Source organism: Ruegeria sp., assembly GCF_028066395.1.
Classification (GTDB): Bacteria; Pseudomonadota; Alphaproteobacteria; order Rhodobacterales; family Rhodobacteraceae; genus Ruegeria.
In genome coordinates, this window is sequence record NZ_JALCBM010000048.1 from 1 (window position 1) to 15,917 (window position 15,917).

Consider the following 15,917-nt stretch of genomic DNA (forward strand, 5'->3'; position numbering starts at 1 on the left):
TGCGCCCTGGTCAGGGATCACGACACGCATCACGGGACCTTCACCTTGACGCCGGAATATCTGAAACCTCAGACCCGAGGCGTCGCGGGGGCCGCCTTCCTGCATGACTACGGCATCCAGACGTCACGCGGATTTCGGGCGTTGAAGGTGTGGATGTCGTTGCGCGAACATGGCGTGCAGAAATTCGGCAGGCTCATCGATCAGGATATCGAGAAGGCCCAATACCTGACCGGTTTGATCGAAGGGCAGGACCGGCTGAAGCTGATGTTCCCGACCAATATCAACATCGTCTGTTTCCGCTATGATCCGGGTGGGCTGACCCCCGAAACGCTGCGGGCGATCAATACCGAGATCATGCTGCGTTTGCAGGAGGAAGGAACGGCAGTTCTGTCGGACACAACGGTTAACGGAGAGCATTGCCTGCGGGTTGCCATCAACAACCATCGGACACGACCCGAGGATCTGGACCTGCTCGTGTCCGAAATCCTCAGATTGGGCAACACGCTTCGAATGGCGGCTTAGGACCCGGCGACGAACACGCGGCTTGGGTGCAATTCACCGGATTTGTAGATGCCCACGGCCACGGCCTTGCCGTCCAGCGAGGCCCAGGCCTCGTCGCCATATTCCACGTCCGAGGCCAGCACCATGCCGGGATTGCCGTTGCGCAGGCGGGTGGCGCCTTCGGGGGTGCATTTCAACTCGGGCAGGTCAGAGAGGCCGGTTTCCAGCGGGTGCAGATACTCGTCCAGTGCGGTGGTCTTGGCCATCTCGTCGACCTGTTCGATGCTCAGCCCGTCTTCGGCTTCAAAAGGCCCGGACCAGATGCGACGGAGTTCCTTTACGTGCCCATGGCAGCCCAACGCCGCGCCCAGATCGCGGGCGATAGAGCGGACATAGCCGCCTTTGCCGCAGGTCATCTCCAGCACGACATGATCTTCGTCGGGGCGGTCGGTCAGAATCAGTTCCTCGACCCACAGGGGACGGGCGGACAGTTCCACGTCCTCACCATCGCGGGCCAGCTTATAGGCGCGCTGGCCATCGATCTTCACGGCTGAGAATTTGGGTGGCACTTGCATGATGTCACCCAGAAACGGGCTCAGCGCCTGTTTGATGTCGTCGTCCGAAGGGCGGGCATCGCTTTGGGCAATCACTTCGCCCTCGGCATCGTCGGTGTTGGTGGCCTGACCCAGACGAACGGTGAAGGTGTAGGCTTTCAGCGCGTCGGTGATATAGGGAACGGTCTTGGTCGCCTCACCCAGCGCAACGGCCAGAACGCCGGTCGCCTCGGGGTCCAGCGTACCGGCATGGCCCGCCTTCTTCGCGTCCATCGCCCAACGCACCTTGTTGACCACAGCGGTCGAGGTCATGCCCGCAGGCTTGTCCACCACCAGCCAACCGGAAATGTCGCGACCCTTGCGTTTGCGTCCCATCTTGCACCTTGCCTTCTGCTGAGGCGCGCGACGTAGCGGATCACTCAGCCCCTGTCAATTTGCCGGGCTGTCTTCGACCACGCCCACGATTGGCCCCAGCGAGAACCCGACATCCGACCGGTTGTTCGCCCGGTCATACATGCGAGAGATATTGCCGTCGAAGAACAGCGCATTCGGGGTGTTCAGAACATCACGGAACAGGCTGCCGAATTCGTGGAAGGTCACGTAACCCTCGGAGATTGCGAACACCGCCCGCGTGCCATCGCCGCTGGTGCCCACCCCGTTGCGCACATAGCGCGAGGTCGAATCGGGCAGGAAACGCGGGTGCAATTCGCCGTCGATCACCAGCATCGGGCCGGATTGGGTGGCGAAACGGCAGTCGGGCGCTTGATCAACGAACTCCAATGTCTCGAACACGTCGGCGCGACCGTCGCGGATGCAGAACACGCCATTGGGCAGCAGGCCGAAATTGCCCGGGCCGGGGTTCGGGATCACCCGCATCTGCTCCTGACCGTCCTCAACATAATGGCCGACGGGCGAGCGATCGTCGTGATACATGCCGGCATTCATCGCAAAGGCCAGCTGTTTGCCGTTCGGGTTCAGGGCTTCGTTCACCGATGAGAAATGGCCCAATAATTCGCCGTCCCCATCATTCAGAAACAGGCGCAGGTCTTCGGATGCCGCATCCACCTCGCAGATTGTGTAACGCTTGTCCTCATGGGTCAGCTTTTCGCAAGTGACCGCCGAGGCTTGCGCCGCCCAGAGGACAGCGCCCAAGGTTACGAATGCCCGGATCACTCGTCCAGATCGCGGCGCACCGCGTCCTGTTCGAACATGCGGCGGGTGTCGTCCAGACGGTCGAACGTGTCATCCAGACGGAACCGCAGATCGGGTGAGAATTTCAGGTTGAGCTTCTTGCCGATCATGCGCCGCAATTCACCCTTGTTGCGGGCCAGCAGGTCGATCACGTCCTCCTGCCCTTTGCCGCCCAAGGGCAGCACATAGGCGGTGGCGATTTTCAGATCGGGAGAAGTGCGGACTTCTCCGACTGTGATCGACATGCGGTTCAGGTCGGGGTCGTGGACATCGCCGCGGGCCAGAACCTCGGACAGGGTGCGGCGGATCAGTTCGCCGACGCGCAGTTGTCGTTGGGATGGGCCGGGGCCATCGTGGAATTTGTTCTTTGCCATAACCCCCGATCTAAGCGCAAAGCGGGGCTTTGCCAAGCGGGCGCGAACGGGGTAGGAGGCTTTGAGCCGACTTAACGAAAAGGACCAGCGCAATGACCCATATTCCGGGGATCGTCATCACAGGGGCTTCGGGCCGTATGGGGCAGATGCTGATCAAGACCATCAGCGACAGCGATCAGGCGCGTCTGGTCGGCGTGGTTGAACGCACCGGCCATGACTGGATCGGTCGGGATGTGGGTGAGGCCATGGGTGGCCCGGCGCTGGGCGTCGCCGTCACCGATGATCCGCTGGAGGCCTTCGCGCAAGCGCAGGCGGTGATCGATTTCACCGCGCCCGAGGCAACACTGGAGTTCGCCGCTTTGGCCGCGCAGGCACGTTGCGTGCATGTGATCGGTACCACCGGCATGACCGAGGAACAGATCGCGGCGCTGGAACCGGCCTCACGCCATGCGGTGATCGTGCGGGCCGGAAACATGAGCCTTGGCGTCAACCTGCTGGTGCAACTGACCAAAAAGGTCGCCGCCGCGCTGGATGAAGATTTCGATATCGAAGTCATCGAAGGCCATCATCACCACAAAGTTGATGCTCCGTCAGGCACCGCCCTGATGCTGGGCGAGGCCGCTGCCGAGGGGCGCGGGGTCAAGTTGTCGGATGTGGCAGACCGGGGCCGTGATGGCATCACCGGCGCGCGCAAACGGGGTGATATCGGTTTCCACGCCATACGCGGCGGAGATATCGTCGGAGAACATGACGTCCTGTTCGCCGCCCCCGGAGAGCGCATCGTGCTGCGCCATTTGGCCACCGACCGCGCCATCTTTGCCCGGGGGGCGCTGAAGGCCGCGCTGTGGGGGCAGGGCAAGGCGCCGGGTCAGTATGACATGGTGGATGTGCTGGGGCTGTAGCAGGCGTATCGCGCCCGGCATATGTCAGGTGCGAGGGGCCAGCCCCTCGCGCTCCCCGGGATATTTTTGGCCAGATGAAGAGGGAACCCCGTTTGGATCAAAAGTCGATCGCGATGCCCTTCTTCTCCCAATCGCCATAGCGGGCCGGGTCTGGGCCGTCGCGTCCGCCCAGTTCCTTTGGCCTCTGTTGGGCCTCGGCTTCGGCCTTGCGGCGGCGATCTTCGGCCTCGGCCAGGGCGCGCTGGGCGGCGGGGGGCAGGTCTTTGCGGTCGTCGCTCATGACTTCGGGTTCCTTTCCGTTCGGGGGCTTGATATACGCCCCCGTCCGCCGATGACAATGCGGGCGAAGGTCACACAAAGGCAAGATACATGTCCGACAACCCCACGGCGGCGCGGCGCAGCGCGATTTATCTGCTGGATCAGATATTGGGCGAAGGGCGGTTGCTGTCCGAATGCCTTGCCGCCGGAGCGTTGGATCGGCTGGACCCCGAGGATCGCGCGCGGGCGCAGCGGCTGACGCTGGAAACCCTGCGCGGGTTGGAGCGTGCGGACCGGCTGGTCGGCAACTACCTGAACCGGACCCCGGCGCTGACGGTGCAGAATGCCTTGCGGCTGGGCGCGGTTGAGCTGTGTCACGGTGAAGCCGCGCATGGCGTGGTCAATGCGATGGTCGAGATCATCGGACGTTCGCGCAAGCACGGGCGGCTCAAGGGGCTGGTCAACGCTGTCTTGCGCAAGGTGGCGGCCGAAGGGCCAGAAGCATGGCCCAAGATGCGGGTGCCGCGCCTGCCGGACTGGCTGCGCGAGCCTTTGGTCATGGCGTGGGACGAGGAGGCCGTCAAAGGGATGGAGCAGGCGCATTTCGCAGGGGCTCCGCTGGATTTGACGGTGAAGCCCGGCGATGCTGCGCCTGCGGGGGATGTATTGCCTACGGGATCGGTTCGGGTTCAGGACGCGGGGCAGGTCTCGGCCTTGCCCGGATATAAAGACGGCGCGTGGTGGGTGCAGGATGCGGCGGCGGCCTTGCCGGTGCGTGTGCTGGCTCCGACAGCGGGGGAAACGGTGCTGGACCTCTGTGCGGCTCCCGGTGGCAAGACGCTGCAATTGGCCGCAGCGGGGGCGGACGTCACCGCTCTGGATATCTCGGAAGGGCGCATTGAACGGGTGCGCGAGAACCTTGCCCGTACCGGGCTGGAGGCGCAGGTGGTCGTGGGCGACGCGTTGGATCATCAGGGCCAATACGATGCGATTCTGCTGGATGCGCCCTGTTCCGCCACCGGCACCATCCGCCGCCATCCCGACCTGCCCTTTGCCAAGGACGGTTCGGAATTCGGCGGATTGATCGAGTTACAGGCGCAAATGCTGGCCCATGCCTGGAGCCTGCTGAAACCCGGCGGGCGGCTGGTCTATTGCACCTGCTCTCTGCTGCCCGATGAGGGCGAAGTGCAGATCGAAGAGGCGTTGGAGCAATACACCGACATGCGCGTCGACCGCGATGCTTTGACGGTTCCGGGCGTTGAACCGCAATGGATCACCCCTGAAGGTGGCCTGCGTCTGCGTCCCGATTACTGGCCTGATCGCGGCGGGATGGATGGGTTCTATATCGCCTGTCTGAACAAATCCGCCTGAGCGCACTCTTTTCGATGACTTGACGCGCGGACCTGTCTATCGTTGGGTCAGACGCCGACAGAGCGTCGGGGGCAGAGTAACGAGCGTCATGTCACAGTCAGACACAATGGCAAACCGATGGTCCCGGTTTCAGAACCGGCTTTACGCACGGCTGGCCCAGCGGCGCAAGGCGGTGGCCGGGTTTGTCGGCCAGCCCGAACCCCGCACCGTTGGGTCGTTCGCGCGCGGGCGGCAATTGGTGGCCGGGAACCTGCTGTTTGCCGGTTTTCTGGTCGAGGCCGAGGATACCGGCCTGTGGGATGTCACCGCCCCCAGCGCCGATTTCGACAATGAACGCCACGGGTTTGCATGGCTCGATGATCTGGCCGCCGTGGGTGACATGCGCGCGCGGGAAAAGGCGCAGCGCTGGGTCTGGGGCTGGATCGAGGCGCATGGGCGCGGCCAAGGTCCCGGCTGGGCCCCGGACCTGACGGGCCGTCGGGTGACGCGCTGGATCAATCACGCCCTGTTCCTGCTGCGTGGCGCGGATGAGGCACAAAGCAGGGCTTTCTTCCGATCACTGGCACAGCAGACATGGTTCCTGTCCAAACGCTGGCCCGCTGCCACGCCGGGCCTGCCTAGGTTTGAGGCGCTGGCCGGTCTGGTACAGGCCGGTCTGGCGTTGGAGGGATCAGAGCAGATGGCCGACCCCGCATTGCGCGCGCTGGCGCGGGAATGCGCGCGGCAGGTGGATGCTCAGGGCGGCATCCCGACCCGCAACCCGGAAGAATTGCTTGAGGTGTTCACGCTGCTGTCCTGGACATCGGCCGCGCTCAGCGAGGTAGGGCGCGGCACGCCTGCGGCCCAGACCGAGGCGATCAAACGCATCGCGCCCACCCTGCGCAACCTGCGCCACGCGGATGGGGCACTGGCCCGGTTCCATGGTGGCGGGCGGGGGCTGGAAGGGCGGCTGGATCAGGCGCTGGCGCAAAGCGGGGTCAAGCACAAGCCGTCTTCGGACCTGTCCATGGGGTTTGCGCGCCTGACCGCCGCGCGAAGCTCGGTGATCGTGGATGCCAGCGCACCGCCGACCGGGGCGGCCTCGTATAATGCACATGCCTCGACGCTGGCGTTCGAACTGACCTCGGGGCGTCGTCCGCTGATCGTGAATTGCGGATCGGGTGCCAGTTTCGGACAGGACTGGCGGCGGGCCGGACGGGCCACGCCGTCGCATTCGACCCTCTGCGTCGATGGCTATTCCAGCGCCCGCCTGACAGCGCCGATCAAGGGCACCGGGCATGAGGCGCTGGTGGATGGCCCGCAGGATGTTCCAACCGAGACCGAGCAGGCATTCGAGGGCGAACGCTTGATGCTGGGTCATGACGGCTATGCAAAGGTCTTCGGCCTGACCCACGCCCGCACCTTCGAGCTGCGCTTTGACGGGCGTGAGCTGACGGGTGAGGATATTCTGCTGACCACAACCGACAAATCCAAGCGGCAGTTTGACCGCGCGATGGATGCCTCGGGCCTGAAAGGCATCCCCTTTGACATCCGGTTTCACCTGCACCCGGACGTGGATGCGGCGCTGGATCTGGGCGGGTCTGCGGTGTCGATGGCGCTCAAAAGCGGTGAGATATGGGTGTTCCGCCATGACAACGTGGGAAAATTATCAGTCGAGCCAAGCGTTTATCTGGAAAAGGGCCGTCTGAAGCCACGCGCGACAAAACAGATCGTTCTATCTGGTCGCGCAATGGAGTATGCGACGCGCATCCGGTGGACGCTCAGCAAGGCTCAGGATACAGCCTATGCCGTGCGCGACCTGCACCGGGACGAGCCAGAATTCGACTGACGCCAAAAGGACCTTTGGACCCATGACCGATCTTCACCCCGTGCGCCGCGCGTTGCTTTCTGTTTCCGACAAGACCGGATTGATCGAGTTGGGAAAGGCATTGGCCGAGCGCGGGGTCGAGCTGCTGTCGACCGGCGGCACGGCACGGGCGCTGCGCGATGCGGGGCTGGCGGTGAAGGATGTCAGCGAGGTTACCGGCTTCCCCGAGATGATGGATGGCCGCGTGAAAACCCTGCACCCGATGGTGCATGGCGGGCTGCTGGCGCTGCGGGACAATGACACGCATGTCGCCGCAATGGATGAACACGGCATCGGCGCGATCGACCTGCTGGTGGTGAACCTCTATCCGTTCGAGGCGACGGTGGCCAAGGGCGCGGGCTATGACGAATGTGTCGAGAATATCGACATTGGCGGCCCGGCGATGATCCGAGCGGCCTCGAAGAACCATGCCTTTGTCAACGTGGTGGTCGACGTTCAGGATTATGACGCGTTGCTGGAGGAGCTGCAGGCCAATGATGGTCAGACCTCTTACGCGTTCCGCCAGAAACTGGCGCAGACCGCCTATGCCCGCACGGCGGCTTATGACACGGCTGTGTCGAACTGGATGGCTGATGCGCTGCAGGCCGAAGCCCCGCGCCGCCGCGCTTTTGCCGGAGAGTTGAAACAGACCCTGCGCTATGGCGAGAACAGCCATCAGTCGGCGGCGTTCTACACCGATGGAACGGGCCGTCCCGGCGTGGCGACCGCTGTGCAGCATCAGGGCAAGGAACTGAGCTACAACAACATCAACGACACCGACGCGGCGTTTGAACTGGTGGCCGAGTTCGACCCTGCCGACACCGCCGCCTGCGCCATCATCAAACATGCCAACCCCTGCGGCGTGGCCAAGGGTGCCACGTTGTTGGACGCCTATAAGGCCGCGTTCGATTGCGACCGCACCTCGGCCTTCGGGGGCATCGTGGCGCTGAACCAGCCGCTGGATGCCGAAACCGCGCAAGAGATCACCGGCATTTTCACCGAGGTCGTGATCGCCCCCGGCGCATCCGATGAGGCCAAGGCGATCTTTGCAGCCAAGAAGAACCTGCGCCTGTTGACGACCGAAGGGCTGCCGGATGTGACCGCAGGCGGCAAGACCGTGCGCCAAGTGGCCGGTGGCCTTTTGGTGCAGGACAAGGACAATGGGTTCATTGGTATGGATGACCTGAAAGTCGTCACCAAGAAAGCCCCGACCGACGACCAGATGCGCGACCTGCTGTTTGCCTGGAAAGTTGCCAAACACGTTAAATCCAACGCCATCGTCTACGTCAAAGACGGCGCGACCGTGGGTGTCGGCGCGGGGCAGATGAGCCGTTTGGACTCGGCCATGATTGCCGCCAAGAAGGCTGAACGTATGGCTGACGCACTGGGCTTGCCGCAGCCTCTGACCATCGGGTCTGCTGTGGCCTCGGACGCCTTCTTCCCTTTCCCCGACGGTCTGATGGAGGCTGCTGAGGCGGGCGCAACCTGCGTGATCCAGCCCGGTGGCTCGATGCGCGATGATGAGGTGATCGCGGCGGCGGATGAGGCGGGCCTTGCCATGGTCTTCACCGGCATGCGGCATTTCCGGCACTGATGCGCGCGGGTCTGCTTCTCTGGGCGGCGCTGGCCGCGTTCGGGATCGACCAGATCAGCAAGTATCTGGTCGTCCACGTCATGCGCGTGGCGCAGGGCGAGATTGACGTCTTCCCGCCCGTTCTGGTGTTCAAATACGGCGAGAATCGGGGCATCAATTTCGGCCTGTTTCAGGGCGACACGGAGACTGCGCGTTGGGTGCTGATCGGAATATCGCTGGCGATCTGTATCGCGGTGCTGATCTGGCTGGGCCGCACCAAACCCACCAAATTCATGCTGTTCTGCGGCGGGTTGCTGATCGGCGGGGCGCTGGGGAATGTGGTGGACCGCGTGCTTTACGGCTATGTTCTGGACTTTCTGAACATGTCCTGCTGCGGCATCAACAACCCCTTCGTGTTCAACCTGGCCGATGTGTTCATCTTTGCCGGGGCTCTCGGCCTTGTGCTGTTCGAGGGCAAAAAGCCCTCGTGACGCGCCCGATGATATGCGATAAAAGCGCCTGAAACTGGCTGGAGACACTGATGCGGATGCCGCGCGCCCTACTTGCCCTGACACTTGTTGCTGCGGTCGCAGGCTGCTCGAATATCGGGCTGCGCAATCTTCAGCCGCCCGGTCCCGGCCCGGATGAGTTCTCGGTCCTGCCGGTCAAACCGCTGACCCAACCGCAGGATTACGCCTTTCTGCCCGCGCCCACGCCGGGCGGGTCCAACCTGACCGACCCGACGCCCACGGCGGACGCGGTGGTTGCACTGGGCGGCAATGCGGCGGCGCTGAACCCGAACGCGGCGATCCCGTCCTCGGATGCGGCGCTGGTGACGGCCTCCAGCCGCTATGGCGTGCCGTCGAACACCCGGCAGGCGGTCGATACCGAAGATGCCGAGTTCCGCAGGAAACAGGGCCGTCTGACCCGGTTGCGCCTGTTCAAGGTGGATCGGTATTCGCAGGTTTACCAACGTCAGGCGCTGGATGCCAACGCCCAGAACGAAGCTGCCCGCAGCCAGGGGATCGAGACGCCCTCGGCCCCTCCGGCACAATGAATTTCTCTTAACTTTCCGTCATTGGGCTTGAACCCGCGCGGCGCCACCGTAGTTTGAATTCAGAAACGAAACGGAGGATGCCCCATGGTTCGGGCTCTGGCATTGTCTGCCGCCCTGTTCGCTACGCCCCTGATGGCCAGCGAAGGGCAAGAGGCGGTCACTACATTTACCCTGGACAACGGCATGGATGTCGTCGTGGTCGAAGACCACCGCGCGCCTGTTGTGCAGCATATGGTCTGGTACCGGGCCGGTTCCGCAGATGAGCCCATCGGGTCCTCCGGCGTGGCGCATTTTCTGGAACATCTGCTGTTCAAAGGCACCGACACGCTGGCCCCGGGTGAGTTTTCGGCCACCGTTGCCGCCAATGGTGGCAATGACAATGCCTTCACCTCATACGACTACACCGCCTATTTCCAGCGCGTCGCCGCCGACCGGCTGGAACTGATGATGCGGATGGAGGCGGACCGGATGCGCAACATCCGTCTGAGCGAAGAGGATATCGTCACCGAACGCGACGTGATTCTGGAAGAACGCAACCAGCGCACCGAGAACAACCCCCGCGCCCTGTTCGGCGAACAGATGAGCGCGGCGCAGTACCTCAACCACCGTTACGGCGTGCCGATCATCGGCTGGCGGCATGAGATGGAGACGCTGGACATGGAGGACGCCCTGTCCTTCTACCAGATCCACTATTCCCCCAATAACGCCATTCTGGTGGTGACCGGCGATGTCGACCCCGATGAGGTCAAGACCCTGGCCGAGCAATATTATGGCGTGATCCCCGCCAATCCGGACCTGCCGGAACGGGTCCGCTCGCAAGAACCGCCGCAAACGGCGGAGCGTCGCCTGACCTTCAAGGACCCGCGCGTGTCGCAGCCTTATGTGCAGCGCAGCTATCTGGCGCCGGAACGCGATGCGGGTGCGCAGGAAAAGGCAGCGGCCCTGTTCCTGTTGGCCGAGCTGCTGGGTGGCAGCACCACGTCTTATCTGAACGAGAAACTGCAGTTCGAGCAGCAAAAGGTTGTCTATGCCGGGGCCTTCTATCGCGGTGTCTCGCTGGATGACACGACCTTCGATCTGCTGGTCGTCCCGGCGCAGGGTGTGTCCCTGCAAGAGGCCGAGGATGCGATGGATCAGGTTGTGGCCGATTTCATCACTGAGGGTGTGAACGAAGAGGACCTGAGCCGCATCAAGATGCAGCTGCGCGCAGCACAGACCTATGCGCGCGACAATGTGGACGGGATCGGCAACCGCTATGGCCGTGCCCTGACCAGCGGCCTGACGGTCGAGGATGTGCAGGCCTGGCCCGATATTCTGCAGGCCGTCACGGGCGAGGAAATCATCGCCGCCGCCCGCGAAGTGCTGCAACCGGAAACATCGGTCACCGGCTGGCTGATGCGCGACGATGAGGTGACGCAATGAAACGGATGTTCGCAACCCTGATCGCGTTGATCATCGCGCTGCCCGCCTGGGCCGAGATCGAGATTGAACAGGTCACCTCACCCGGTGGCATCACCGCCTGGCTGGTCGAGGATCACTCGATCCCCTTCACCGCGCTGGAACTGCGCTTTCGCGGTGGCACCTCGCTGGACGACCCGGAGGCACGCGGGGCGGTGTATCTGATGAGCGGCCTGATCGAGGAAGGCGCGGGCGACATGGACGCGCGCACCTATGCGCGCAAGCTGGAATCGTTGGCAGCCTCGTTTGGGTATCGCGCCACGGATGACTCGGTGGCGATTTCGGCGCAATTCCTGACGGAAAACCGGGATGAGGTGACTGATCTGCTGCGCACCACGATCCACGAACCTCGGTTCGATCAGGATGCGATTGACCGGGTACGTGCGCAGGTGGTGTCGGGTCTGCGTTCGGACCAGACCGACCCGAATGACATCGCGGGTCGCAGCTTTGCCGAAATGGCCTATGGCGATCACCCCTATGCCTCGGACGGGAAGGGGACGATCGACAGCGTCACGGCCCTGACGCGCGAGGATGTGGTGGCCGCCTATGACGGTGTCTTTGCCAAGGATCGCCTCTATGTGGGCGCGGTGGGCGACATCACCGCCGAAGAACTGGGCGTGTTGCTGGATAAGCTGCTGGCCGATCTGCCCGAAACAGGCAAGCCGATCCCGGGTAAGGCCGATGTGACCATTTCCGGCGGTGTCAGCGTGGTGGAGTTTGACACGCCGCAATCGGTGGCGCTGTTTGGTCACAAGGGCATCGACCGCGACGATCCCGATTTCTTTGCCGCCTTCATCCTGAACCACATTCTGGGCGGCGGCGGGTTCGAAAGCCGCCTGATGCATGAAGTGCGCGAAAAGCGTGGTCTGACCTATGGCGTGTCGACCTTTCTTGTGCCCAAGGATCTGGCCTCGGTCTATCTGGGTTCGGTGTCCTCGGCCAATGACCGGATTGCCGACGCGGTTGAGGTGATCCGCAACGAATGGGCCCGCGCTGCGACCGAAGGCGTGACGCAGAAAGAGCTGGACGATGCCAAAACCTATCTGACCGGCGCCTATCCGCTGCGCTTTGATGGCAATGGCCAGATCGCCGGGATCATGGTGGGGATGCAGATGGAGGATCTGCCCATCGATTATATCGCCACCCGCAACGACAAGGTGAACGCCGTGACGCTGGAGGATGTGAACCGCGTCGCCAGCGAATTGCTGGACCCCGAGGGGCTGCATTTCACGGTGGTTGGCAAGCCCGTCGGTCTGGACGGCTGAGGCCGAAATTCAGACCAGAAACTGTATTCGGCCCGTCATCACAGGCGGGTCGAAATTCGTTTGGGTGTCACGCAGGCCGGAATTCCCCGTTTTCAGCACCGCAATCATGTGAACAATTCCGTCAAATGGGAAAGAATTGTCGATGAATTGCGCGTGAGGGGATTGGCCCCTTGCCCTGCAAATGGGCCTATTATCGTTGAATCTCTTGCCGTTTCGGCGGCGGGCCCTTTAAGCGGCGGTTTAGCGGCAGTTGGACCTAGTGACATATGGATTCGCCGTTGCTAAGACATAAATCACTTTTGAAAAGGGACCTAGTTAATGGAAATTGAAGAAACCGCATTGCCGGGCGTGGTTGTTCTTGCGCCAAAGCGGTTTTCTGATGCGCGGGGGTTCTTCAGCGAAAGCTGGAACAAGAAAACGCTGGCCGGTGCGGGCATTGAGCTGGATTTTGTTCAGGACAATCACTCTTTGTCCGTTGATCCGGGCACCTTGCGCGGGCTGCATTTTCAGGCCCCGCCGCATGCGCAGGACAAGCTGGTGCGCTGCGGACGCGGGAAGGTGCTGGATGTGGTTGTCGATGTCCGCAAGGGGTCGCCGACATACGGGCAGTGGCTTGGCGTAGAACTTTCGGCTGAAAACGGGCGGCAATTGCTGGTGCCCAAGGGCCTGCTGCACGGTTTCCTGACGCAAGAGCCCTATACCGAAGTCTGCTACAAATGCTCTGATTTCTATGCGCCCGAATGCGATGGCGTGGTCCGCTGGGACAGTTGCGGCGTGGATTGGGGCCTGACTGGCGCGCCGATCCTGTCCGAAAAAGACACATCCGCGCCGACACTGGCCGAATTCGACAGCCCCTTTGAGTGGGAGGGCGCGGCGTGAAACTTCTGGTGACAGGCGGGGCCGGGTTCATCGGGTCGGCTGTGGTGCGTCAGGCCGTCGGGCAGGGGCATCAGGTGGTCAATCTGGATGCCCTGACCTATGCCGCCTGTCTGGACAATGTCGCCAGCGTCTCGGGTGAGGCGGGTTACAGCTTTGTCCACGCCGATATCCGGGATCGTTCCGCGCTGGATCGCGTCTTTGCCCAGCATCGCCCCGATGCGGTGATGCATCTGGCAGCTGAGTCCCATGTGGACCGCTCGATCGACGGCCCCGGCGCGTTTATCGAGACCAATGTCACCGGCACCTATACTTTGCTAGAGGCCGCGCGCACGTATTGGCACGCACAGGGGCAGCCCGATGGGTTCCGCTTTCACCATATCTCGACGGATGAGGTGTTCGGGTCGCTGGGTGACACCGGCATGTTCACCGAAGACACGCCCTATGACCCGCGCTCGCCTTATTCGGCCTCAAAAGCGGCCAGCGACCATCTGGTCCGCGCCTGGCACGAGACCTATGGGCTGCCGGTGGTGCTGTCCAACTGCTCGAACAATTACGGGCCCTATCATTTTCCCGAAAAGCTGATCCCTGTGGTGATCCTGAACGCGCTGGCGGGCAAGCCGATCCCGGTTTACGGCAAGGGCGAAAACGTCCGCGATTGGCTTTATGTCGAAGACCATGCCGATGCGCTGCTGACCGTGCTGCAAAAGGGGCAGACGGGGCGTTCGTACAATATCGGGGGCGAGAATGAGGCGCGCAATATCGACCTTGTCCGCATGATCTGTGCCATTCTGGATGACAAGCGGCCCAAGGACAGTCCTTATGCCGATCAGATCACATTCGTTGCCGATCGCCCCGGCCACGATCTGCGCTATGCGATCGACCCGACGCGCATCAGTTCCGAATTGGGCTGGCGCCCCTCGGTCACCTTGCAGGAGGGGCTGGAGAAAACCGTTCAATGGTATCTGGACAATGAAAGCTGGTGGCGCGCGCTGCAAAACCGGCAGGGCGTCGGAGAGCGGTTGGGAGTACGGGCGTGATCCTGGTCTTCGGCAAGACGGGGCAGGTCGGTTGTGAACTGGCCCGGCACACCGATGTATTGTGCCTGGATCGCGCAGAGGCCGATCTGTCACAGCCTGCATCCTGTGCTGAGGCAATCCGCAAACATCAGCCCGCAGCCGTGATCAACGCCGCCGCCTTTACCGCCGTTGACCGGGCCGAAAAAGAAGAGGCAGAAGCGACCATCGTCAACGGGGACGCCCCCGGCGCCATGGCTGCGGCCTGCGCTGCGCTGGATATCCCTCTGGTGCAGATATCGACGGATTACGTTTTTGACGGCAGCGGCGACGCCCCTTGGCAGCCCGACGATGCCACGTCGCCACTCGGGGCCTATGGGCGGTCCAAGTTGCTGGGCGAGCAAGCGGTGATGCAACAGGGCGGCTGTTACGCGATCCTGCGCACGTCCTGGGTGGTTTCGCCCCATGGCAAGAATTTCGTCAAGACCATGCTGCGGCTGGGCAAGGAACGCGACGGGCTGACCATCGTATCCGATCAGATCGGCGCCCCCACCCCGGCGCGCGACATTGCGGCGGCATGTGTGGAGATCGCTCGGCACCTGATCCAAGATCCGGGCAAAACCGGCATCTATCATTATTCCGGCACGCCCGAGATCAACTGGGCCGATTTCGCGCGCGAGATTTTTGCGCAAACCGGTAGGGGTTGTCCGGTCACTGACATATTGACCCGCGATTACCCCACCCCCGCCCGTCGCCCCCTGAATTCGCGGTTGGATTGCAGTGCAACGGAACGGGTTTTTGGCCTGACGCGCCCGGATTGGCGTCAGGGGTTAACAAGTATTCTGGAAGAGTTGGGAGAGATCTGATGACGGATCGCAAGGGCATCATTCTGGCCGGGGGCAGCGGCACGCGCCTGTATCCGATCACCATGGGCCTGTCGAAACAACTGCTGCCGATCTACGACAAGCCGATGATCTATTACCCGCTAAGCGTCCTGATGCTGGCCGGTATCCGCGAGATCTGCGTCATCACCACCCCGCAGGATCAATACCAGTTCCAGCAGACGCTGGGCGACGGCTCGCAATGGGGTGTTGAACTCAGCTATCAGGTGCAACCCCGCCCCGAGGGTCTGGCGCAGGCCTATATTCTGGCCGAAGAGTTTCTGGATGGGGCGCCCTCGGCCATGATCCTCGGCGACAACATCTTCTTTGGGCATGGCTTGCCGAAACTGATGGACGCGGCGGACAGGAAACCGTCGGGCGGTACGGTGTTTGGCTATCACGTTGCCGATCCCGAACGGTACGGCGTGGTGGCCTTTGATGAGGAAGGCCGCGCGCGTGAGATCATCGAAAAGCCCGCCGTGCCACCCTCGCGCTATGCGGTGACGGGGCTTTATTTTCTGGACGCCACCGCCTCGGAACGGGCCCGCGCCGTCAAGCCGTCGGAACGCGGAGAGCTTGAGATCACCGAACTGCTGCAATCCTACCTGACCGAAGGGGCCTTGCAGGTGGAAACCATGGGGCGCGGCTATGCCTGGCTGGACACGGGCACCCATGCCTCGCTTCTGGATGCGGGCAATTTCGTGCGCACATTGGAAGAACGGCAGGGGCTTCAGACCGGCTGCCCGGAAGAGATCGCCTTTCAGCAAGGCTGGATCAGCCGCGAGGCGCTGCGT

General features: G+C 62.7%; 17 protein-coding genes. 13 read left to right on the plus strand and 4 right to left on the minus strand.

The window, feature by feature from the left end; all coding sequences use genetic code 11:
• Positions 1 to 522: pyridoxal-dependent decarboxylase (locus MPJ51_RS14785; protein ID WP_298388310.1), on the plus strand; the 522-nt coding region annotated here is incomplete at its 5' end.
• Here MPJ51_RS14785 and truB read toward each other — a convergent pair.
• Genes truB through rbfA form a run of 3 tightly spaced genes read right to left on the minus strand, consistent with a single transcriptional unit; the run spans position 519 to position 2,620 of the window.
• Positions 519 to 1,430, minus strand: coding sequence for a tRNA pseudouridine(55) synthase TruB (truB, locus tag MPJ51_RS14790; RefSeq protein ID WP_298388312.1), 912 nt, complete (start codon positions 1,428 to 1,430; stop codon positions 519 to 521). The two genes, MPJ51_RS14785 and truB, sit on opposite strands and share 4 nt — an antisense overlap.
• A 54-nt stretch (positions 1,431 to 1,484) precedes the next feature.
• A complete protein-coding gene (locus MPJ51_RS14795) occupies positions 1,485 to 2,228 on the minus strand; it encodes a phosphodiester glycosidase family protein (RefSeq protein ID WP_298388314.1) in 744 nt (247 codons plus the stop codon).
• Positions 2,225 to 2,620 carry a 30S ribosome-binding factor RbfA gene (gene rbfA / locus MPJ51_RS14800; protein WP_170379347.1) on the minus strand — a complete coding sequence of 132 codons (396 nt, stop codon included), beginning with the start codon at positions 2,618 to 2,620 and terminating at the stop codon, positions 2,225 to 2,227. Before rbfA ends, MPJ51_RS14795 begins: the two co-directional genes overlap by 4 nt.
• 92 nt (positions 2,621 to 2,712) lie before the next feature.
• Here rbfA and dapB point away from each other — a divergent pair, with 92 nt between their 5' ends.
• Entirely contained in the window at positions 2,713 to 3,522 is an 810-nt protein-coding gene (gene dapB / locus MPJ51_RS14805; protein ID WP_298388318.1) for a 4-hydroxy-tetrahydrodipicolinate reductase, read from the plus strand.
• 97 nt (positions 3,523 to 3,619) lie between these two features.
• Here dapB and MPJ51_RS14810 read toward each other — a convergent pair whose 3' ends face one another.
• On the minus strand, positions 3,620 to 3,802 hold the full coding sequence (locus tag MPJ51_RS14810) for a DUF1674 domain-containing protein (RefSeq protein WP_298388320.1): 183 nt from the start codon (positions 3,800 to 3,802) through the stop codon (positions 3,620 to 3,622).
• A gap of 89 nt (positions 3,803 to 3,891) precedes the next feature.
• Between MPJ51_RS14810 and MPJ51_RS14815 the strand changes: the two genes are divergently transcribed.
• The 11 genes from MPJ51_RS14815 to rfbA form a co-directional block, all read left to right on the plus strand.
• Entirely contained in the window at positions 3,892 to 5,151 is a 1,260-nt protein-coding gene (locus MPJ51_RS14815; protein WP_298388322.1) for a transcription antitermination factor NusB, read from the plus strand.
• Between the two features lie 88 nt (positions 5,152 to 5,239).
• Positions 5,240 to 6,979: a heparinase II/III family protein gene (locus MPJ51_RS14820; protein ID WP_298388324.1), complete on the plus strand. Its 1,740-nt coding sequence runs from the start codon at positions 5,240 to 5,242 to the stop codon at positions 6,977 to 6,979.
• A gap of 22 nt (positions 6,980 to 7,001) precedes the next feature.
• Positions 7,002 to 8,591, plus strand: a complete 1,590-nt coding sequence (gene purH, locus MPJ51_RS14825) for a bifunctional phosphoribosylaminoimidazolecarboxamide formyltransferase/IMP cyclohydrolase (protein ID WP_298388326.1) — start codon at positions 7,002 to 7,004, stop codon at positions 8,589 to 8,591.
• Entirely contained in the window at positions 8,591 to 9,061 is a 471-nt protein-coding gene (gene lspA / locus MPJ51_RS14830) for a signal peptidase II (protein ID WP_298388328.1), read from the plus strand. Before purH ends, lspA begins: the two co-directional genes overlap by 1 nt.
• A 50-nt stretch (positions 9,062 to 9,111) precedes the next feature.
• Positions 9,112 to 9,627 carry a DUF3035 domain-containing protein gene (locus MPJ51_RS14835; RefSeq protein WP_298388330.1) on the plus strand — a complete coding sequence of 172 codons (516 nt, stop codon included), beginning with the start codon at positions 9,112 to 9,114 and terminating at the stop codon, positions 9,625 to 9,627.
• A gap of 84 nt (positions 9,628 to 9,711) precedes the next feature.
• Positions 9,712 to 11,049 carry a pitrilysin family protein gene (locus tag MPJ51_RS14840; RefSeq protein WP_298388332.1) on the plus strand — a complete coding sequence of 446 codons (1,338 nt, stop codon included), beginning with the start codon at positions 9,712 to 9,714 and terminating at the stop codon, positions 11,047 to 11,049.
• Positions 11,046 to 12,350 (plus strand): pitrilysin family protein, encoded by a 1,305-nt coding sequence (locus tag MPJ51_RS14845; RefSeq protein ID WP_298388334.1) that lies wholly within the window; start codon positions 11,046 to 11,048, stop codon positions 12,348 to 12,350. The genes MPJ51_RS14840 and MPJ51_RS14845 overlap by 4 nt, the downstream gene beginning before the upstream one ends.
• A 318-nt stretch (positions 12,351 to 12,668) precedes the next feature.
• Positions 12,669 to 13,229 (plus strand): dTDP-4-dehydrorhamnose 3,5-epimerase, encoded by a 561-nt coding sequence (rfbC, locus tag MPJ51_RS14850; protein ID WP_298388336.1) that lies wholly within the window; start codon positions 12,669 to 12,671, stop codon positions 13,227 to 13,229.
• The gene (rfbB, locus tag MPJ51_RS14855) at positions 13,226 to 14,266 is read left to right on the plus strand and encodes a dTDP-glucose 4,6-dehydratase (RefSeq protein ID WP_298388338.1); all 1,041 of its coding nucleotides are present in this window, start codon (positions 13,226 to 13,228) and stop codon (positions 14,264 to 14,266) included. Before rfbC ends, rfbB begins: the two co-directional genes overlap by 4 nt.
• Positions 14,263 to 15,108 (plus strand): dTDP-4-dehydrorhamnose reductase, encoded by an 846-nt coding sequence (rfbD, locus tag MPJ51_RS14860; RefSeq protein WP_298388340.1) that lies wholly within the window; start codon positions 14,263 to 14,265, stop codon positions 15,106 to 15,108. The genes rfbB and rfbD overlap by 4 nt, the downstream gene beginning before the upstream one ends.
• Positions 15,108 to 15,917 (plus strand): glucose-1-phosphate thymidylyltransferase RfbA (rfbA, locus tag MPJ51_RS14865; RefSeq protein WP_298388342.1); only part of this gene is annotated, 810 nt, incomplete at its 3' end. The genes rfbD and rfbA, both read left to right, overlap by 1 nt.